The following is a 21,397-nucleotide window of genomic DNA, read 5'->3' on the forward strand; positions in this document are numbered from 1 at the left end:
CCCCCCCCCCCCCCCCCCCCCCCCCCCCCCCCCCCCCCCCCCCCCCCCAACACAAAAAAACCCCCCCCCCCCCGGGGCTCCCCCCCCCCCCCCCCCCCCCGCTTTTTTTTTTTCCAGCCCTCGGCGGCCTACCCGCTGTTTTAGGGGCTCGGTGGGTCGGTGTTGTGTTTTAGAGACAGTCTGTCCTGAAATCAATAACGATGTGTTATATGTTTTTATGAGCAATTTTCCTATGTTTTTTTATTTTGGTGGAATATTTATTGTGGGTTGTTTTTTATTTTTTGCGTTTTTGAATGAATGTATGCCAATCCAGATTCAAGTTTCAACTTGCAAATCAATGTGATTTTTATATCTCCCCCCATTTATAACAGGGGGATGTGAGTTTTATTATTTATCGTAGGTAATATACTTTATTTATTTAGTGTTTTTTCTACCGAATTTTGCATGTTACCGTTTAATATTTGATGCATTTTTTCTTTATCTAAAGCATTTTCCCAGCGAGCTACGACAATGCTGGCACAAGCATTACCAACTAAATTTGTCAATGCACGGCACTCAGACATAAATCTGTCAATGCCCAAGATAAGCGCCATGCCCGCCACGGGTACGCTGGGTACAACCGATAAGGTTGCAGCCAGTGTAATGAAACCAGCCCCTGTTACACCTGCCGCACCTTTTGAACTTATCATAGCAACGAATAATAAAGAAATTTGCTCATATAGACTAAGTTCAATGTTGGTTGCCTGGGCAATAAACAAGGCAGCCATCGTCATATAAATATTAGTACCATCAAGGTTAAATGAGTAACCTGTTGGAATAACTAAACCAACAACTGATTTCTCACAACCCAGGTTTTCCATTTTCTTCATTAAGCCAGGTAATGCTGCCTCAGAAGATGAAGTTCCCAAAACTAACAATAGCTCATCTTTAATATATTTTATTAATTGAATAATAGAAAATCCATTATATTTAGCAACTGCGCCCAATATAATAAGAATAAAAAGCAATGATGTAATATAAAAAGTGACAATTAACATCATTAAATTCCCGACCGATGAAATACCATATTTACCTATGGTAAAGGCCATTGCTCCAAATGCACCAATCGGCGCTAATTTCATTAAAATTCCTACCATCTTAAAGATAGGTTCTGAGAGGTGTTGGAAAAATGCTAAAACAGGTTCGCCTTTTTTTCCTGTAGCGGCTAACGCGATACCAAAAATAACTGAAATAAACAGAACCTGGAGAATATTACCATTTACAAGCGGACTGACAACAGTATCGGGTATGATATTCATAAGAAAGCCAACAATGGATGATTCATGCGCTTTCTCCACATAATCGCTCACCCTGCTGCTGTCTAACGAAGCAGGAGAAATATTTAAGCCATCGCCAGGGCGGACAATATTGGCGATAATTAATCCAATAACTAAAGCAAGCGTTGAAAATGTTAAAAAATATAACATTGATTTTGCTGCAACATTCCCAACCTTTTTTATATTATTCATTCCAGCTATCCCTGTGACTACTGTCAAAAAGATAACAGGTGCAATAATCATTTTCACAATTTTAATGAATGCATCACCTAATGGTTTTAACGATGTTCCAATATCAGGATAAAAATGACCAAGGGCGATACCCAATAAAATGGCAAATATAACTTGAACATAGAGTATTTGGTATAAAGGTTTTTTCTTTAGAATTGTAGACATAGGATTCCTGTTTTTATCCATGGTGTTAATATTGATATTGGCGATTTATTTATTTTTTATTAATTAATTTAACGTTTCTCATTGATTGGAAAGTAGTAACGTCTTCCATAATAATGAGATAAATTCTCATTATTATGGAAGGTATTATTGGGACAATAAATCTGATGTTAAAACTACTCTGAATTTTTGTTGTGAACAAGTATCAAGATTGTAAAGCCAAGAGTTGTTTATTAAATAAATAGAAATGCATTATATAAGAAATAAGTATAAAACTGTATTTTTTTATAAACTTATATACCCATATCACTTCAAGATGCGTGTGATTTCTCCCCGCGAAGCGGGGAGAAATCGGGTTTCATATCGTGTTGTAAATTGCAACTTGCAAATCAATATGATTGTTTATATCTCCCCCGCGTAGTGGGGAGATATAAAACATATCTTGAAAGGCGATTGGTATAATAGTAAAAAGTTCCCACTCGAAGACAGGTGGGAAAGAAGTTATTTTGCGGTTATCCAGAAAAGGCCGCTACCATCTAATGCTGTAAGGGTTTGGTGAACATAAATATTGTCTGCGTGGGGATCAATGTCTTTGAAAAGATCTGGATGTAACCATTTTGCAATGGCCTCTACCGCAATAATATTGAATGGAGTGTCATAGTATTGATGATAAATCGCCATAACACGCTTTTCACGGTACGATTTTAAAATCTTTAGCTTGGGACGAGAGAGCAATTTTTGAAAACGTTTCTCCGATGCTGCCAGCTCTCCGGTATAACCTAATGGGACAGACTGGCTGTTTGAATGAACAGTATCCCAATTTGCTACGGTCATCAGATAATAATCGGGATTGGTCGCCAAGAGTTGTTCTTCATTAATTTTGCCTCCCATACCAGAAAACCATTTACCCCCCATATTATTGCCACCTGCGGCAGTAACAAACTCTCCGAAGCTATTAGTGGCAAAGGTATTACAACAATCTTCAGTACCTAACATACCTGCGTGGCGTTCAATAAAGACGTCAGGAATTTGCTTAGGAGATAATGCCGCAATACGTTTATTAATGATGGATAGGCGATTTTCATAAAACTGGATGAATTTATTCGCATTTTCTTCTTGTTTAAAAACCTTCCCTAACAATCTCATGCTGGGAACCGTATTGGACAGGGGGTGTTGGCGGAAGTCGATGAAAATGACAGGAATACCTATTCTTTCCAATAAGTTAATTGTATTACTGCTATCCAGTTTGGATTTTAATCCAATATCAAAAATAACCAGATCGGGCTTATACATCGTGGCTTTTTCGATATTGAAATCACTGGTATAGGGATTAGGAAAAACCGGAATTTTCCTTAGCTGAGGGAATTTCTTTGCATAGGCTGTTGCAAGATCGGGCGATTTTTTCTCTAGTGCATTATCCCACGCGGCAATGCCTTTCAATGGGTCAGAGGGATGCAAGATATTCAGGGCAATAATCATTCGGCTATCTGCCAGCATGACGCGTTTAACCGGAGCGTTGACTGTTACTTCACGTCCCATAATATCTTTGACGGTAATGTTTTCTGCTTGAGCATATATAGGAAGTAATATGAATAATGCGGACAGAAAAATTTTTATGGGGTAATGAATATTAAACATTGTTTCTCCTTTTATTGGAATTTATATAAGGAATATCAATATATAGATAGGGTTAAGTGACTTATCATCAATTCCTGCTTTCTTATGTTTTTTAAAACTTATACCAATCTCACTTCAGGATGCGAGTGATCTCTTCCCGCGAAGCGGGGAAAAATCAGGTTTCGTATCGTGCTGTAAATTGCAACTTGAAGTTTAATGCGTATATGTGTGCTAAATAGATTTTTTCACCCTGTAGGAATGTTGATATTTCTGTCATTATTTCAGTTCAAATAGATGATAATGGTTATTATTCAAGTCAATCAACTGTTTTTACACTTTTACTGACATGAGAACATTTAATTGTGATTTTTTTATTTAATAACAAAGTGTTATGTTGGGACTGCCTTTTGACAATACGGGGGCATGCAATGTATACCAATCTCACTTCAAGATACGTGTGATTTCACCCTGCGAAGCGGGGGAGAAATCAGGTTTCATATCGTGTTGTAAATCACAACTTGAAGTTTAATGCGTATAAAAAGGGTAAAGAAGAATGAATAATAGCCTTATTGCAGTATTTCAGTAACGCAGAAAATGAATTCAATAATACGCTGATTATAAAAAACCACCCCCATTAATAACATGGAGTAAACAATAATCAAGTTATAAATACTCCTGATTTCATAATAAAAATTTTCTTTAAAATGATTTATATGTTCTTATTCTTGCTATTATTATCTTATCGGTAATAAGCGGGGCTGATCATGAAAAAATTGTTAACTATTTGTTTGTTGGGATTTGCATTGGCTGGATGTGATAATCAACTCAAAATTGATGGAACAAATGAAATCGCTGTAAAAACATCCATTGAGAAAATCAGAGATACTTTACCAGAAGATAAAAAATTACAATTTGATGACTCATTAAATGTTGTCATGATGCATAGCCTCGACTTTGATGAGCTGTTTAAGGAGTATAAGAATGGAAATATCAAACATGCAGATATACAAAAGTTAGAACAGAAATTTTTTCAAACCCTTAATGGGAAAACAGCCGATCAAGTGATTGAAGAAGCAGAGAAAATTAAAGCGGACAGCATGAACAAAAAATGAGGATATACCAATCTCACTTCAAGATATGTGTGATTTCTCTCCGCGAAGTGGGGAGAAATCAGGTTTCATATCGTGTTGTAAATGGCAACTTGAAGTTTAATGCGTATATAACGAAGCAAAAATGTGATTTTTTATATCTCCCCGCGTAGCGGGAGATATAAGACACATCTTGAAAAGCGACTGGTATATATCTTATTAAGTTGATTTCAATGGAGTGAGTTTTTCGCCACATTGGCGGCAGACATAGCAATTTTTCCCCCTGAGGACTTTGTTGTGTTGCCTTATCGTGAGTTCATGTTGTTGACAACGACAATAATAAATGAATGTCTTACTGCGTACAGAATGTACGGGGAACTGATGTGTTCGGTTGGCAGGGACGTCAAATATCGTTTCCATGATAAAGCGCCATTCTTTCCCGTGTGGGGCAACGTGTCCAAATTGATGATAAGCCAACAGGTGAGCCAGTTCATGCGGGATAACTTCATCAATGAATACCTGCTGATTTTCGATTAACAAAACAGGATTCAAGCGGATTTCCCAATCTTGCAGTCTGGCGCTGCCTGCAATTGTTCCCCGCTGCTGATAGGTTATATGAGGTTCGGGAAACCGTTGCTGTAGAAAATGACTCGCTTGAGTTAATTTTTGTCGCAGGGTACGCATCACCGCTTGTCGTAAGGAAAGAGGAACTCTAACGGATTTCATTACGGCTGAATATTCTATTTTTGATCATAAAAAAACCCGCAATATTTGCGGGCTTCATAGTTTAGCAAAGCATTTATTTCAACCCTGCCGCAGTGCGCAGAATTTCAGCTTTATCTGTTGCTTCCCACGGGAATTGTTCACGACCGAAATGACCGTAAGCTGCGGTTTCGCGATAAATAGGTTGTAACAGATTCAGCATCTTAATCAGGCCGTAAGGGCGCAGATCAAAAAATTCACGTACTAATTGAATCAGTGTGGAAGTTGGCACTTTCTCTGTTCCGAATGTTTCCACCATGATAGAGGTTGGCTCTGCAACACCGATAGCATAAGAAACCTGGATTTCACAGCGATCAGCCAGACCTGCTGCAACGATATTTTTAGCAACGTAACGCGCGGCGTAGGCTGCCGAACGGTCAACTTTGGAGGGATCTTTACCAGAAAATGCGCCACCACCGTGACGAGCCATTCCACCATAGGTATCAACAATGATCTTACGACCAGTCAGACCACAGTCACCCATTGGTCCGCCGATCACAAAGCGACCTGTTGGGTTGATGAAATATTTGGTCATCGGAGTAAGCCATTCGGTTGGCAATACCGGTTTGATGATCTCATCCATCACGGCTTCATGCAGTGCTGTTTGATCGATATCTTCGCTGTGCTGGGTTGAAAGGACAACAGCGTCAATCCCAACAATCTTGCCATTCTCATACTGGAAAGTGACCTGACTTTTTGCATCAGGGCGCAACCACGGCAGGGTGCCGTTTTTACGAACTTCGGCCTGACGCTCAACCAAGCGGTGTGCATAAGTGATAGGTGCTGGCATGAGAACATCAGTTTCATTGGTCGCATAACCAAACATCAAACCCTGATCTCCGGCACCTTGCTCCAGAGGATCTGTACGATCAACACCTTGGTTGATATCAGGGGATTGTTTACCAATGGCACTGATAACTGCACATGAGTTGGCATCAAACCCCATATCTGAGCTGGTATAGCCGATTTCACGTACTGTACTGCGAGTAATTTCTTCTATATCAACCCAAGCGCTGGTAGTGATTTCACCACCAACCATGACCATGCCTGTTTTAACATAAGTTTCGCAGGCCACGCGAGCTTTAGGATCCTGTTTTAAAATTGCATCAAGGACGGCATCGGAAATCTGATCGGCAATTTTGTCTGGATGTCCTTCTGAGACGGACTCAGAAGTAAAAAGATGTGTAGTCATTATATTTTATTACCTTAAATATAATCTTGGTTTAAGGGCGGATTGGGATGTATTACCGTCTAGACGGCTATTTTAAGTCACTCTTCCCAAGGTTACCAGTTTTTTTAATTTTAATTACTTTTCAGAGTGTGACATTTTAGTTTCCTTATCTAAAAAGTATGGGGGTTCATCCCCTGTTAGATAAATTTCGTTTTGCAATTTTGCTGGATTACAGGTATAAACTGCGCGCGTAGCACAAGTCATTTTTGCACTTGGAGTTACAGGCGTTTGCAGGAGATGTACGCGTATCCTGCTTCTCAATTGAGAAATGGCTTACGGTAGGTAAGTCATGTGGGGGTGAATGGGGTTATGAACCATTGTCTGCTGAATGTTAACGGCCAACAGCCACATTATGCCATTGATGTATCCATATCTTGTTCCTTCCTTTTAAATATGCAGTCATTTCGATGTTACCCGCATCTAAGCCACAGATAAGTTGGGTTGACATCATTATATAGTCACTCGGTAACTCGTTGTTTAGTACTCTCTAAACGTTCCTATAATCTAAGAGCATGCTGTTCCCTGACATTTTTTAATGCGCAAGATACGCACGATAAAATAGTGTCTTGGGTTATTGACTTACAGGTGAAGGCAAACCTCGACTCCATGAAGGAGACTGCCATGAATGATAATATCGCTCGCAAAATGCGACAGACCTATAACATCGCATACTGGGGCGGCGGCTATTACTATGTCAATGATCTGGGTAATGTCAGTGTTTGCCCAAACCCTGATTTACCGGGAGCTCAAATTGAACTCGCCACTCTGGTGAAGAAAGTTCAGGAAGAAAAAGAACAATTGCGTTTGCCGGCATTGTTTTGTTTTCCCCAGATCTTGCAACATCGCTTGCGTTCGATAAATGCAGCGTTTAAACGTGCACGTGAATCTTATGGGTATAAAGGAGATTACTTCCTGGTTTATCCCATTAAGGTTAATCAGCATCGCCGCGTTATTGAGACATTGGCAAATGCTGATGAACCAATCGGATTAGAGGCAGGCTCCAAAGCGGAATTAATGGCAGTGCTGGCTCATGCAGGTATGACAGGTACGGTGATTGTTTGTAATGGTTATAAGGATCGCGAATACGTCCGTCTGGCATTGATCGGTGAAAAGCTGGGACACAAGGTGTATCTGGTTATCGAGAAAATGTCTGAAATTGAGATGGTACTGGAAGAAGCCAAGCGCCTGAATGTTATTCCACGTTTGGGCGTTCGGGCCCGATTGGCATCCCAGGGTTCTGGCAAATGGCAGGCCAGTGGCGGCGAAAAATCTAAGTTTGGATTGGCTGCCGCACAGGTATTGCAATTGGTTGAAAGGTTGCGTGCAGCAGGGCGGCTGGATAGCTTGCAATTGCTGCATTTCCACTTAGGTTCCCAATTGGCGAATATCCGTGATGTGGCAACGGGAGTGCGTGAGTCTGCCCGTTTTTATGTCGAGTTGTCCAAATTAGGCGTCAAGATCCAGTGCTTTGATGTTGGTGGGGGGTTAGGTGTCGATTATGAAGGAACACGTTCCCAGTCAGAATGCTCAGTTAACTACGGTCTAAATGAATACGCCAATAACGTTATTTGGGGTATTGGTGATGCGTGTGAAGAACACGGTTTGCCTCATCCTACTGTGATCACGGAGTCTGGCCGTGCGTTGACCGCCCATCATACTGTTTTGGTTTCCAATGTGATTGGAGTAGAGCGCAATGAATTTACTCAGACAACGCCACCGGCAGAAGGTGCGACGCGTCCTCTGACTAGTTTGTGGGAAACCTGGGAGGAGATGCAATCTGACAGTAGCCGTCGTTCCCTGCGTGAATGGTTGCATGACAGCCAGTTTGATCTGCACGACGTTCATACCCAATATGCACATGGTATGTTGGATCTGTCAGAACGTGCATGGGCAGAAGAGCTGTATTTAAATATTTGTCGCCATATTCAGCAAGATCTTGATCCAAGCAACCGCGCCCATCGTCCGATTATTGATGAATTACAGGAACGTATGGCAGATAAATTCTATGTGAATTTCTCACTGTTCCAATCAATGCCAGATGCGTGGGGGATTGATCAACTTTTCCCTGTTTTGCCGATTGAAGGTTTGGATAAGCCGCTGGATCGCCGTGCTGTTTTGTTGGACATTACCTGCGATTCTGACGGTACGATTGATCACTATGTTGATGGCGATGGTGTGGCAACAACGATGCCAATGCCAGCTTATGATCCAGAAACTCCGCCATTGATTGGTTTCTTTATGGTCGGAGCTTATCAGGAAATTTTGGGTAACATGCATAACTTGTTTGGTGATACGGCTGCCATTGATGTTTATGTTGCAGAAAATGGCGCAGCAACTTATAAGCAAAGCGAGGAAGGGGATTCTGTCGCCAATATGCTTCAATATGTCAAACTGGAACCACAGGTACTATTGACTCGTTTCCGTGATCAAGTGAAATCGACGGATCTGGATGACAATTTGCAGGAACAATTCTTGCAGGAGTTTGAAAGTGGTCTGTATGGCTACACCTATTTGGAAGATGAGTAATCCTGATTAGCCATTAACCTGTATTAATAGTCATTCTTGGTCATGTGTTTTGTATAATAACTTGATTTTGAATGACTATTTTTCTGTTATTTATCCTGATACCACTCGCATTTTTTACAATAATAATATACCAATCTAACTTCAAGATGCAGCTTGCAAATCAATGTGATTGTTTATATCTCCCCGTTACGCGGGGAGATATAAGACGCATCTTGAAAGGCGATTGGTATATATTTTTTACCCAATATTTAACAAAATATTCACTTTGTTAATTCCATGGCAGTATAGTTATTATTGCGGATTACAACTTCCAGTTGTCCATATTGACGAATAGCTTTGTTGAAAAAGCCTCGGCTGGCAAAAGTCAACGGTATTGCCAGCCGAATCCACCGTTCGGTGAGACGCGCCATTCTTCTTTGATTTTGATATAAGGTTTCATCCATCTCGTTCGGTCACGGGAATGCTGCGTTGGTGACGTTTGACAATCAGCGGAACCAGACGGGTAACACCACTATCATCCTTCCAGATTACGCAAGCTCAGTTCGTAGTCCCAGATACCAGAGAACATATCGTAGCGTTGTCAGGATTATGTATCTATATTTCCTTTAGGGTCATAAATCCAATAATTGTTGTCATTAGTCATACTCTTCTTCAAATTATTTTTTATCTTTTACAGTACGGTAAGTTGTAGCAAGCAGAAAACATGTCTAATACTATATGACTATATGCTCATTCTGGATTGGTCTATGGACTTGGATGTTAGGCACCTTTCTTGTTTGTATATGAGTGTGTACGCATTCGTTTATTTAGTTTTAATAAATTGATTGCTAACATTTTTTTACTTTAATTTTAAATAATCGTGTATTTGGAAGATTAATCTTCTAGTGTAAATAAGCCTCTATGTTACTTGTTACTGCCAGCATTGGAGACGAGTAATAAGCCAGCATGGGACTTTTGAGGATATATCATGAGTATTAGCTCCTTAGGAAACCAAATTGATAACTCTTTGGTTTCAAATGCCTTCGGTTTCCTGCGTTTTCCTTTGAATTTTCAGCCCTATTCCAGTGATGCGGAATGGGTAATTACTGGCATTCCTTTTGATATGGCAACATCTGGACGTGCAGGAAGCCGCCATGGGCCAGCTGCCATCCGTCAGGTATCGACTAATCTGGCGTGGGAAAGCTGTCGTTGGCCGTGGAACTTTAGCTTACGCAAGCGCCTGAATGTGGTGGATTGCGGGGACCTGGTATTTAATTTTGGTGATGCCCAGGATATGAGTAATAAGTTGCAGGCACATGCTGAAAAGGTGCTGGCATCAGGTAAGCGTATGTTGTCATTTGGTGGTGATCACTTTGTTACTTTGCCACTGTTACGTGCTCATGCAAAACACTTTGGCAAAATGGCGCTTATCCATTTTGATGCTCATACAGATACTTATGCCAATGGCAGTCAATTTGATCATGGTACGATGTTTTACCATGCGCCAAATGAAGGGCTGATAGATCCTCACCACTCTGTACAAATAGGTATTCGCACTGAACACGATACGAATAATGATTTCACTGTATTAGATGCTGGTCAGGTTAATGATCGTGGTGTTGATGATATTGTTGAGCAGATTAAAACGGTGGTTGGTGACTTGCCGATTTACCTGACGTTCGATATTGATTGCCTTGATCCGGCATTTGCACCAGGTACAGGAACGCCAGTGATTGGTGGATTGACGTCAGATCGGGCATTGAAAATAGTGCGCGCTTTGCAACCATTGAATATTGTTGGAATGGATGTGGTGGAAGTGGCACCGGCTTATGACCAATCTGAAATTACGGCATTGGCGGCCGCAACGATTGGACTGGAGTTACTGTATTTGCAGGCATCAAAGAAAGATCTTTAATGCATTCATCTTATATACCAATCTTACTTCAAGATGCGTGTGATTGCTCCCTGCGAAGTGGGGGAGAAATCACGTTTTATATCGTGTTGTAAATTGCAACTTGAAGTTTAATGCGTATAAGTTGTTTTTAAAGGCTCATCTAAAAGTGAGCCTTTAATTTGAGTGTGTCTCTAAATAGGTTTTCATAATACTGAGAGTATCAGATGTTGGCGTTCCTTACCCCGCGCGGGGTAAGGAATACTCCTATCATTTTGAAACGCTATTTAGAAATACAGTTTTTTCTCAGTCTGAACCCATAAAGGTTTCAACAGGAACGTTAAAGAATTTGGCAAAGCCTTTTACTTGTCCAATGTTCATAGAACGTTTTCCATGCAGTATCTCTGATATAACACTCTGGTTTGCAATATCACGCAGATCAAGCTGCCTTATGCCTCTTTCTTTCATTAAGTAACTCAATGCTTCACATGGAGTAACATTGGGGACTTGGCGATTTCTAGCTTCGTACTCATAGACACGATCGGTGATAAAATCAGCGAACTTTGCTGCGGCATGTTCGGTATTTTCAGCATATGAGTATAACTCATCAATCAGTGCCATGCGGGCACTCAGATCGTCATCGTTTTCTACAGGTTCAATACACGCTGAGAACAAAAGTGTCAACGGGCTGATTTGCTCAGATATTGACTGCATCATTTGGGGTAAAATTTCGATGAGTCCATCAATCCTTTTATCAGTAACGAGTGATGTTTTTCTCATGCTTCACCTTTTTGATCGTTTTGATTTAGTCTGTTTACGCCACCATTTATCATATTCGGTATGGGGGCAAACATCTTTAATGTAAAAAGTGCCTGATCTGGGATTAAGCCATGTGATAATGCGGCATTTATTTTTATGTATATCAAATATATAAATATCTAACGGCCCTTTTTGGCTTCCTGCCTCCAGTAATTCGTGGGGTATACGATCAACATTCCATGTCGATGTTTTAAGCCATAACTCACGGAGTTGAGCATAAGATTCAAACCGTAAAGACACTTTATCAAAAACATCTAACCAGAGTTTTAAGCCTACCTTCCATTGAGCATGTTTTTGCATTGCTTCAATGATGACCTTTGCTGTGATAACTCGCATATCACTTCCTTATGATATCGCAAATTGCGATATTTACAATGTTTGAAAAAATTTAGGGGCGCTTTTTTTCAAACCCAGCATATCACTGGACAATATACGTCAACACTTGTTGCTGCGGCATTAAGGCAAAATTTCCGTGGAATTGCGAACCCGCTCGATACTCATCAGATAATGTTTGCAGTAGTTTTATGCTTATAGCGTCATTTCTGTAATCAATTGACGTAATTTCAGCGGCATGGAAATCAAAGAAGCGTTTCACGTGGGGATAAAGTGCCTTAAACAGACTCTCCTTGAGGGAGAACGCAAGAGTGAATACCTGTGCAAAAGGGAATGGACATTCTGTCAGTAATTTCACTTCATTGTCATTGATGATGCTAGATGAAACGCTTTTGATGGTATCTGGTTTAATCTCCTGCTCGATATCTACGCCTATTATTCGGTAGTTATTGCAAGAAGCAGCAAAGGCAACGGCACAGCTGGCTGAATGAGAAATTGAACCACAAATATTGTCAGGCCAGATTGGGGAACGATCTTGAGCATTGGTTACCTGAAAAGCAGGGTAATCTAAACGGCTTAAAACTTGTTGAGTGCAATAACGGGCAGCCAGATATTCCGCACGTCGTTTATTAACGGCATTTTGTAATTGGCTTGGGTAGGTGATGCCATATTCGTCAAATAGCGCATCCCGATAGCAAGACTGATCAAAATAAGTTTTTATGACTTGAATATCGGGATGTTCTGACAGTGCACCTGCTTGTATGTCTGTAAAAAAAGGATCATTTATGGCAGTAGTGTGAGCAGAGGTAAGGATAGAAGTAAAAGTTATTTTTTTCATCATGGTTTTTTATTATCGGTTGCGATTATTAGATAGATTGCTAATTAAGCTAAGAAAACGATATGGAAAATATTCTTAGCAATATGGAGTGGAGAAGTATCCACCGCCTTTATGTTACTTAGCAATGTGTATTGCTGATTAAATCAGAGAATAAATATGCAGAATAGACGAGTTTTAGCCTATTGTTCTTCGGCGATGAGAGACTTTCATGTACCCCAAGCTCGGTCAGCGTTATAGCTTAGTATGTCGGAGTTTTGATAATGGCGTGTACAGAGTTTAGTGACAGTGTCTATTAAGTAACGCGTCTTTATTTATGGGATAGGTTAATGTGTTATAAATTCACAATTCATTGCACTATACGCTCAGTGGCTGACTTGTAACTTTTTGATTTATCACGTTTACCAACAGCTATTACCCATATCACAATTTCTTTATCTATCACTTGGTAGACGAGGCGATACCCAGATGAACGGAGTTTTATCTTAAAGCATCCGGCCAATTCGCCATGCAATCTGGCTGATTCGATATAGGGGTTTTCTTGTAGTTTTTTCAATTTCTTTTTAAACTGCTCACGGATGCTTTTATCTAGTTTTTGCCATTCCTTTAATGCACGCTCGTCGAAATCTATACTAAATTTCATCAAGATTTACCCGAATTCGTTTAGCGGGATCTTTTAAACGTTCACGTACCACTTCCAGAATATCTTCATCTTCATCGTGCTCTGAGACCATTACGGATATTTCTGTAAATGGTAGTTTTTCATTTTCCGCCACATAACGTAGAAAAAGCCGCATAGCGTCGGAAGGGGAAAGATTCAATTTATCAAATGCACGGTATGCATTCTTTTTCAATTCTTCATCCACTCTTATCTGAATTGTGCTCATAGTATCACCATGTGTAATTACATTTGTATTGCATTGTACATTATTTCCTCTATGGCGCAATGGTTTTTACTGGATTCATGGTTTGTCCCCGTATGCACGGGAGCATGAAACATAGGCGGTGTAATCAGCAAGTATACTCGCGCTTTAATGTGCTCTGTGCCTGATGAATTGCACAACTAGGTAGGTAACAGCGACTTTAATAAATACTGGAATAATATACAGTTAAATAAAACTTTAATTATTTGATTTTTATATAAAAATAATAATTATAAATAAACGCTAAAACATAAAATTAGTTCACTAACGCTGTGACTCTTTTTATACTCCTCGTTGTTACCATTTTTGAAAAGAGGTTGTTGTGGAAATATTAGTAACAGGCGGAATGGGATATATCGGTAGCCATACTTGTGTTCAAATGATTGAAGCTGGAATGACGCCGATCATCATCGATAATCTGTGCAATGCCAATCGTGAAGTTTTGGCTCGCATTGAGGCGTTGACGGGGATTCAGCCACTGTTTTATGAAGGGGATATTCGTGATGAATCATTCCTTGATGCTATTTTCTCCCGCCACCAAATTCAGTCAGTTATTCATTTTGCAGGCTTGAAAGCGGTTGGCGAGTCAGTCGCCAAGCCTATCGAATATTATGATAATAATGTCAATGGAACGCTGGTGCTGGTGAGTAGTATGCGTAAAGCGGGGGTAAAAAGCATTATCTTTAGCTCATCTGCGACGGTATATGGTGATCCGGAGGTTGTGCCTATTACTGAGCAGTCTGCGGTAGGTAATACCACTAACCCTTATGGCACCAGTAAATATATGGTTGAACGCTGCCTGTCTGATTTCCATCATGCAGAAAATGATTGGTCTGTAGTGTTGTTACGCTACTTCAATCCAGTTGGTGCTCATCCTTCTGGCACGATGGGGGAAGATCCTCAGGGGATCCCCAATAATTTGATGCCTTATATTGCCCAGGTTGCGGTAGGCCGTCGGGAGAAACTGTCCGTGTATGGCAATGATTATCCAACAGCCGATGGCACTGGCGTTCGCGATTATATCCATGTGATGGATTTGGCTGATGGGCATATCGCGGCCCTCAATGCCGTTGGTAAAAAAGCGGGATTGCATATCTACAATTTAGGGACTGGAAAAGGTACCAGCGTATTGGAAATGGTAGAGGCTTTCAGTAATGCTTGCGGTAAACCAGTTCCTTATGAAATTTGTCCACGTCGTCCGGGAGATATTGCCGAATGTTGGTCAAGCCCGGAGAAAGCCGAGCGAGAGTTGGGCTGGAAAGCAAATCGCACTATCGTGGAAATGACTGCGGATGCCTGGCGTTGGCAATCTCAAAATCCCAATGGCTATAAAGCGAAGTAAGCAACAACAAACGTTTGGCTTTCTGTAAGGTTTGTGTGGTGAAAGTAAGGGGTATCCAATATGCCAAAGATACGATTCAATACTGTTGATTGTCCACACAGGCGATACAATCCTTTGACGGATAAATGGATTATTGTTTCACCACACCGAACAGAACGACCGTGGAGCGGAATTGATGAAAAACCTCTCCACGTCGTCTTGCCAAGTTACGATGAACACTGTTTTTTATGCCCGAACAATACCCGCGCTTCAGGTAATATCAATCCAGATTATCAGGATGTCTATCTATTCCAGAATGATTATTCTGCCTTGTTACCGGAACGCTTTGATATTCATCCTACCGATAATCCATTATTTAAAATTGAGCCAGTAAGTGGTGTTTGTCGGGTACTCTGTTTTTCTCCTGATCACAGCAAAACATTGCCAGAGCTACCATTGGAGCAAATCCGCCGTGTCATTGATGCATGGAATGCGCAGATTGAAGAATTGAGCCAGCGTTATATTTGGATTCAGGTTTTTGAGAATAAAGGCGAAATGATGGGGTGTTCCCAGCCTCATCCTCATGGGCAGATTTGGGCCAGTGATTTCCTGCCTGATGAGCTGGCTCGTAAAGATGAACGGTTGCGGCAATATTATTGCCAGCAAGGAACTAACTTATTGATGGATTATATTGATGCTGAGCGCAAAGATGGTGCACGTACGGTCGTGGAAACCGAATATTGGCTTGCGGTTGTACCTTATTGGGCGGTATGGCCATTTGAAACTATGCTGTTGCCGAAAAGTCATATCCGTCGCATGAATGAACTGACAGAGGCACAACGTGATGACCTGGCGGTGGCGATTAAAAAATTGACCAGTCGCTATGATAATCTGTTTCAATGCGCTTTTCCCTATTCAATGGGCTGGCATTTTGCACCCTTCTTCGAGCATCAACGCGATACCAATCTTAAATCACAAAAACACAATATTGATCACTGGCAATTACATGCACTGTTTTATCCGCCGTTATTACGGTCATCCAGCGTCCGTAAGTTTATGGTGGGTTATGAAATGTTGGCGGAAGCTCAGCGTGATTTGACGCCAGAACAGGCCGCCCAGCGGTTACGGAATGTCAGCGACATTCATTTTAAGGTACGCTGATTTCCGTTAAGAAACGTTTCTGGGGGAAAAGAGATGAAAACGTTAATCCAAAACGTCACGGAATCTTTTAATGCGTACTTTAACTCTTCGCCAACGCACTTTTTTCAGGCACCGGGGCGTGTGAATCTTATCGGGGAGCATACGGATTACAACGGTGGTTTAGTTTTACCTTGCGCAATTAATTTTCAGACAGTGGTTGCCGCCGCGAAGCGTGGAGATAGGCGTGTCAGGGTGATAGCGGTTGATTATCATAATCAGTGTGATGAATTTGATCTTGGCCAGCCAATTCTCTTTCTGCCAGAAAAAATGTGGGCGAATTACATCCGGGGTGTGATGAATGCTCTGGTGGCGAGTGGTTATGCATTTGGAGGAATGGATCTTGCTATTAGTGGCAATATTCCACAAGGTGCGGGTTTGAGTTCATCTGCGGCATTGGAAGTCGTGGTTGGACAAGCCATTAAAGCGCTTTATCAGCTTGATATTAGTCCCAAAAAGATTGCATTGAGTGGGCAGCAAGCAGAAAACCAGTTTGTTGGTTGCAATTCTGGCATCATGGATCAGTTAATCTCTGCTTGTGGGAAAGAAAATCACGCCTTGTTGATCGACTGCTTCACGTTGGCTACGCAATCTGTACGTATGCCTGATAACGTGGTTGTGATGATCATCAATTCCAATAAACCACGGGGGTTGGTGGATAGCGAATACAATATGCGCAGGCAGCAATGTGAAGAAGCCGCCCATTTGTTGGGCGTGAACATGTTGTGTGATATCACGCTTGAGGAGTTCAATACTAAACAAGCGTTGCTCGATACATTGCTTGTCAAACGGGCTCGCCATGTGATCAGTGAAAATTTGCGGACTAAATTGGCGGCTGATGCTTTGAGTGCCGGTGATTTGTTTCGTCTTGGTCAGCTGATGGCTGCATCGCATATTTCCATGCGTGATGATTTTGAAATTACTGTCCGTGAAATAGATGCGCTGGTGGAAATAGTCAAAGACGTGATTGGCGATCATGGTGGTGTCCGTATGACAGGAGGCGGTTTTGGCGGTTGTGTGGTGGCGTTGGTTCCCCCTGATTTGGTGAAAAATGTGGAAAAGGCGATTGAACAACAATATAAGAATAAAACAGGGTTAAAAGCGGATATTTATCTTTGTCAGGCCACAAAAGGTGGCGGCCAATTGGAATAAGTAAAAGAAGGCGCGTCGAAAACATTTTTTCTAAATGATATGCTCAACCAATACCTAACCTTAACAATGAAAGGAGTATGATCATGAGTTCCGATGCACAGTTAGCAGTACTCCAGCAACAGTGGACAGAAGTTGACGACTACCTTAAACAAACCCTGTTACCTCAATCCTCACACCTTGAACAAACACTTGAACATATGTCCGATCAAGGATTGCCAGCTATTAATGTTTCTGCGCTGCAAGGGCAGTTTTTGATGATGATGGTACAAATTAGTGGTGCAAGACGTATTCTCGAAATTGGCACATTGGGAGGATATAGCGCCCAATATATGGCAAAAGGATTGCCTGATGATGGAATACTGTTCACGTTGGAAAAAGATCCCCATGTAGCTGAGGTGGCTCAGCACAATATCGAAAGCGCACAGCTTGCCGACAAAATCAAAATTATTGTGGGAGAGGCCAGTGAAACCTTACAGACGCTCAGTTCGGAAGCGCCCTTTGATTTGATTTTTATTGATGCCGATAAACAAAGTAGTTCGTTGTACCTGGATTGGGCTGTCAAGTTGGGGCGTCAGGGAAGCATTATCATCATGGACAATGCCATCCGCGAAGGTGCAATTATACATGAGCAGCGGAGTGAAGCTGTCGAAGGTGTGCGTCAGGCACTGGATAGAATGTCCAACTATCCTGAACTGACGGTAACGGCTTTACAGACTGTGGGGGAAAAAGGTTGGGACGGGTTTGCATTATTACGGATCAATACGGATAGAGAAATTTCACGATAGTTTTTTATCATCCCCGTTGAGTTGCTGGTTGATTGGCAGAGATTGGTGTTCGGGCTGACTGACAAGCTTTGCGTTCACTGGATTCGCGCTCTTGAATAATTTTGGCTGTTTCATCTATGGCGGTGAGAGGAAAGCCCATATCGTCATAGGCACCAAAACCAATTAAACGATAACTGCTTAGCGGGGTATTTATTGGAACGCGAAATTCCCTCTTTTCCCCCGATGCCAATGACTCAAATGGGTATACTGTCAGTGTACCTGGCTCACATTTTGCGTTAAGAGGTAAAATAGCCAGATAACCTCCCGCCACAGGTTGGTCGCCTTTATTTTGCAGTGTACCACCTACCAAAAATTGACCATTGGCTCCCAGCCCCATGTGGAATAACAAGTGAGCCTCCCCTTTTGACCATAATGCAGGGGAAAACAGGCTACTTGCCATTAATACTGCACCGTATGTATAACCACGCCATTTCATCTTTATGCTCCTGTTTGTTGATGAGTTCCTAACTATAAATTAATACAAGAATCGATATCACCGTATTTTGTCACTCTTTTGAATACATCCAAATCTAATCTGGCAATGTAGTTGATTAAATAGTGGCTACATAACGGCCCATCTGAAATAGCTAAATTGGTTTGAGGTGTAAACTCGTTGATAGAGTCCAGTGAGGCATATCCCAGGATTTTAGGAGGCAGATGCGGTATGACGTCATCAATATAGTTGAACACCGCAAAATTGCTAAAGTTTTGGGTAACGAGTCTGGAGAATTCTTGGTTTCCAGGTCTTGGACAGGCAAATAAACAGGCTGAGTGATTGGGGGCCAGAGGGCCAATTTCATACATCAGATAGGATGCAATTGCGGCTCCGAGGCTGTGACCGGTTATAGTGAATTGACTATTTACCCCTATAAATTGAGCAATTGCTTCAGCTAAGTTGAGATTGCTGTAATCACAGTGAGATTCAGGCTCAATGGTAATCAGCTTCATTGAATCATAGACACTAAAAAAACCCTGGCTGACTGCTATCTTGGGGAAACGGGACCACGGTGATGTAAAATCAATCAGCCCATCATGAACATCTTCCAGCAAAATGGTGGGATCAGTCCCACGTATAGCAATAATATATCTCTCTGGAGAATTATTTTTTTCTGCCACTTTCTTTGCTACATAACCATAACAGACATGATCAGGCCATTCGCCTTTTCTGGACGTGACTGAGAAAAACAGATCATTTGCGGAGATATACGCGATAACTTTCCAGCCATCTTCTTCAATTCGCGGATCGGCTGGGGGCGTTGGATTATTGTAGTATTGTTCATTCATCTTCGCAGCATATAACACGAATGCCGCAAAATTGGCGGCCTCTTTGTATGTATACATAGATGCCTCTTTTGTTCGTTGTTGTTGAGAAGCTTAGTTATGAGATGGTTATCTTATTTCATTTCAAGTGTCTGCCATTTTACCGAATTTTCTGAGTTAAGGAATATACGCATTAAACTTCGAGTTGCAATTTACAACACGATATGGAACCTGATATCTCCCCGCGAAGCGGGGAAATATAAACAATCACATTGATTTGCAAGCTGCAACTTGAGGTTGGATTAGTATAGATTGCAATGAAGTTATTATTGTGAGGTGCTTATTTTCATAAGGTTCCTGTTATTAGGATTTATTTATTATTAAATGATAAAAAATAATGAATTGTAGAGCTGTTTTAATTTATCAATATCGAATTAATTAATTCCCTTTTGTTATATGTAGTTTTCATTTGTTCTTTCAAATTGATTACCATGCAGCGTTATTCTTTCCCAATCTGAAAGTTTTGTTTGCAAATTTTACCGATTAGCAAGAGGCAAATATGGCAGCACCACGTTCGGTTCTTGAACTTATAGGGAATACACCGCTATTGGAATTGACTCATCTGGATACAGGCCCATGCCAGCTATTCATTAAGTTAGAGAATCAGAATCCTGGCGGTTCGATTAAAGATCGTGTTGCACTTTCAATGATTGAGCAGGCAGAAAAACAGGGATTGTTGCAGCCAGGAGGCACCATCATTGAAGCCACGGCAGGTAATACGGGGATTGGGTTGGCATTGGTTGCCGCCATGAAGGGCTATAAACTGATTTTAGTTGTACCTGATAAGATGAGCCGCGAAAAAATTTATCACCTGCGGGCGCTGGGAACGGATGTTCGCCTGACACGCTCTGATGTTGGAAAAGGACATCCAGAATATTATCAGGATTACGCCCTGCGTCTGTCGAAAGAAATCAGTGGCGCTTATTATATTGATCAATTCAATAATCCTGCGAACTCAGCTGCGCATCTTGCGACCACAGGGCCAGAGATTTGGCAACAAATGGAGCAGAATGTTGATGCCGTGGTTGTTGGTGTCGGTTCTGGCGGAACTTTGGGGGGCTTGAGCCAGTATTTTAAGGAAATATCCCCTCATACGGAATTTATCCTCGCAGATCCTAAAGGTTCCATTCTTGCCGATTATGTTGAGTATGGTCACTATGACGAAGCGGGAAGTTGGTTCGTGGAAGGTATTGGAGAAGATTTTGTCCCACCTCTTGGGGATTTTTCTCAGGTTCACCATGCTTATCGCATTACTGATGCAGAAGCGTTTGCCTGCGCCCGCGATTTACTATTGAACGAAGGGATCCTCGCAGGCTCTTCTTCAGGTACATTGTTAGCGGCGGCGTTACGTTATTGCCGTGCACAGACAACACCGAAACGCGTCGTGACGTTAGCTTGTGACAGCGGTAACAAATATCTATCGAAGATGTTTAATGATTACTGGTTATTGGAACAAGGGCTGCGTTCACAACCACAAGAAAATAATTTGAGTGATTATATTACCTATCGTTATCAGGATGGCGCGACGATTTCAGTTTCCCCGCACGATACCTTGCAGATCGCTTATAACCGAATGCGTCTGTATGACATTTCACAGTTACCCGTGATCGAAAACGATCAAATTGTTGGTCTTATTGATGAGTGGGATCTCATGCATGCCATTCAGGCTAATTCACATCATTTCTCGCTGCCTGTTATTGAAGCGATGACTAATCAGATTCATACGCTCAATAAAAAAGCGTCATTGGCGCAGTTAATTGCTACCTTTGATGCTGGTCATGTGGCCCTGATTGTTGATGATGACAATCATTTCCTGGGGCTTGTTACTCGTACCGATGTATTGAATGCATGGCGTCAACAACTCAATTGA

General features: G+C 41.5%; 20 protein-coding genes. 8 read left to right on the forward strand and 12 right to left on the reverse strand.

Going from position 1 to position 21,397, the window contains the following annotated elements; genetic code table 11:
- Positions 1-410: 410 nt before the first annotated feature.
- Both IQ211_RS09050 and IQ211_RS09055 read right to left on the reverse strand, forming a co-directional pair.
- Positions 411-1,712 carry a dicarboxylate/amino acid:cation symporter gene (locus tag IQ211_RS09050; RefSeq protein WP_189758561.1) on the reverse strand — a complete coding sequence of 434 codons (1,302 nt, stop codon included), beginning with the start codon at positions 1,710-1,712 and terminating at the stop codon, positions 411-413.
- A gap of 498 nt (positions 1,713-2,210) precedes the next feature.
- Positions 2,211-3,347 (reverse strand): ABC transporter substrate-binding protein, encoded by a 1,137-nt coding sequence (locus tag IQ211_RS09055; protein ID WP_189758560.1) that lies wholly within the window; start codon positions 3,345-3,347, stop codon positions 2,211-2,213.
- A 743-nt stretch (positions 3,348-4,090) separates the two neighbouring features.
- Between IQ211_RS09055 and IQ211_RS09060 the strand changes: the two genes are divergently transcribed.
- On the forward strand, positions 4,091-4,438 hold the full coding sequence (locus tag IQ211_RS09060; RefSeq protein WP_189758559.1) for a DUF6694 family lipoprotein: 348 nt from the start codon (positions 4,091-4,093) through the stop codon (positions 4,436-4,438).
- A gap of 195 nt (positions 4,439-4,633) precedes the next feature.
- On the opposite strand, the gene IQ211_RS09065 is transcribed toward IQ211_RS09060, so the two are convergent.
- Both IQ211_RS09065 and metK read right to left on the reverse strand, forming a co-directional pair.
- Positions 4,634-5,140: a SprT family zinc-dependent metalloprotease gene (locus IQ211_RS09065; RefSeq protein ID WP_189758558.1), complete on the reverse strand. Its 507-nt coding sequence runs from the start codon at positions 5,138-5,140 to the stop codon at positions 4,634-4,636.
- Between the two features lie 73 nt (positions 5,141-5,213).
- Entirely contained in the window at positions 5,214-6,368 is a 1,155-nt protein-coding gene (gene metK / locus IQ211_RS09070; protein WP_189758557.1) for a methionine adenosyltransferase, read from the reverse strand.
- Positions 6,369-7,028: 660 nt separating this feature from the next.
- On the opposite strand from metK, the gene speA reads away from it, so the two are divergent.
- A complete protein-coding gene (gene speA / locus IQ211_RS09075; protein ID WP_189758556.1) occupies positions 7,029-8,933 on the forward strand; it encodes a biosynthetic arginine decarboxylase in 1,905 nt (634 codons plus the stop codon).
- Between the two features lie 260 nt (positions 8,934-9,193).
- Here speA and IQ211_RS09080 read toward each other — a convergent pair whose 3' ends face one another.
- Entirely contained in the window at positions 9,194-9,376 is a 183-nt protein-coding gene (locus tag IQ211_RS09080; protein ID WP_193836350.1) for a hypothetical protein, read from the reverse strand.
- A gap of 524 nt (positions 9,377-9,900) precedes the next feature.
- Here IQ211_RS09080 and speB point away from each other — a divergent pair.
- Entirely contained in the window at positions 9,901-10,827 is a 927-nt protein-coding gene (speB, locus tag IQ211_RS09085) for an agmatinase (RefSeq protein ID WP_189758554.1), read from the forward strand.
- 282 nt (positions 10,828-11,109) lie between these two features.
- On the opposite strand, the gene IQ211_RS09090 is transcribed toward speB, so the two are convergent.
- The 5 genes from IQ211_RS09090 to IQ211_RS09110 all read right to left on the reverse strand — a co-directional run bounded on the left by IQ211_RS09090 (position 11,110) and on the right by IQ211_RS09110 (position 13,677).
- On the reverse strand, positions 11,110-11,583 hold the full coding sequence (locus IQ211_RS09090; protein ID WP_223281588.1) for a helix-turn-helix domain-containing protein: 474 nt from the start codon (positions 11,581-11,583) through the stop codon (positions 11,110-11,112).
- A gap of 3 nt (positions 11,584-11,586) precedes the next feature.
- Entirely contained in the window at positions 11,587-11,958 is a 372-nt protein-coding gene (locus tag IQ211_RS09095; protein ID WP_189758553.1) for a type II toxin-antitoxin system HigB family toxin, read from the reverse strand.
- An 82-nt stretch (positions 11,959-12,040) separates the two neighbouring features.
- A complete protein-coding gene (locus IQ211_RS09100) occupies positions 12,041-12,796 on the reverse strand; it encodes a 4'-phosphopantetheinyl transferase family protein (RefSeq protein ID WP_223281587.1) in 756 nt (251 codons plus the stop codon).
- Between the two features lie 343 nt (positions 12,797-13,139).
- Positions 13,140-13,433 (reverse strand): type II toxin-antitoxin system RelE family toxin, encoded by a 294-nt coding sequence (locus IQ211_RS09105; protein ID WP_189758551.1) that lies wholly within the window; start codon positions 13,431-13,433, stop codon positions 13,140-13,142.
- Positions 13,423-13,677, reverse strand: coding sequence for a type II toxin-antitoxin system RelB/DinJ family antitoxin (locus tag IQ211_RS09110; protein WP_189758550.1), 255 nt, complete (start codon positions 13,675-13,677; stop codon positions 13,423-13,425). Before IQ211_RS09110 ends, IQ211_RS09105 begins: the two co-directional genes overlap by 11 nt.
- Positions 13,678-14,035: 358 nt before the next feature.
- Between IQ211_RS09110 and galE the strand changes: the two genes are divergently transcribed.
- From galE to IQ211_RS09130, 4 genes are all read left to right on the forward strand, one after another.
- Positions 14,036-15,055, forward strand: a complete 1,020-nt coding sequence (gene galE, locus IQ211_RS09115; protein WP_189758549.1) for a UDP-glucose 4-epimerase GalE — start codon at positions 14,036-14,038, stop codon at positions 15,053-15,055.
- Between the two features lie 60 nt (positions 15,056-15,115).
- Positions 15,116-16,195, forward strand: coding sequence for a UDP-glucose--hexose-1-phosphate uridylyltransferase (locus IQ211_RS09120; RefSeq protein WP_189758548.1), 1,080 nt, complete (start codon positions 15,116-15,118; stop codon positions 16,193-16,195).
- A gap of 33 nt (positions 16,196-16,228) precedes the next feature.
- Complete coding sequence (galK, locus tag IQ211_RS09125) at positions 16,229-17,383, forward strand: galactokinase (protein WP_189758547.1); 1,155 nt, start codon at positions 16,229-16,231, stop codon at positions 17,381-17,383.
- Positions 17,384-17,466: 83 nt separating this feature from the next.
- Positions 17,467-18,168, forward strand: coding sequence for an O-methyltransferase (locus tag IQ211_RS09130; RefSeq protein ID WP_189758546.1), 702 nt, complete (start codon positions 17,467-17,469; stop codon positions 18,166-18,168).
- Between the two features lie 7 nt (positions 18,169-18,175).
- On the opposite strand, the gene IQ211_RS09135 is transcribed toward IQ211_RS09130, so the two are convergent.
- Both IQ211_RS09135 and IQ211_RS09140 read right to left on the reverse strand, forming a co-directional pair.
- Entirely contained in the window at positions 18,176-18,643 is a 468-nt protein-coding gene (locus tag IQ211_RS09135) for a membrane-associated Zn-dependent protease 1 (protein WP_189758545.1), read from the reverse strand.
- A 32-nt stretch (positions 18,644-18,675) separates the two neighbouring features.
- Positions 18,676-19,548 carry a lipase family protein gene (locus IQ211_RS09140; RefSeq protein WP_189758544.1) on the reverse strand — a complete coding sequence of 291 codons (873 nt, stop codon included), beginning with the start codon at positions 19,546-19,548 and terminating at the stop codon, positions 18,676-18,678.
- A 478-nt stretch (positions 19,549-20,026) separates the two neighbouring features.
- Between IQ211_RS09140 and IQ211_RS09145 the strand changes: the two genes are divergently transcribed.
- Complete coding sequence (locus IQ211_RS09145; protein WP_189758543.1) at positions 20,027-21,397, forward strand: pyridoxal-phosphate dependent enzyme; 1,371 nt, start codon at positions 20,027-20,029, stop codon at positions 21,395-21,397.

It is taken from the genome of Xenorhabdus griffiniae (genome assembly GCF_015163655.1).
Taxonomy (GTDB): domain Bacteria; phylum Pseudomonadota; class Gammaproteobacteria; order Enterobacterales; family Enterobacteriaceae; genus Xenorhabdus; species Xenorhabdus griffiniae.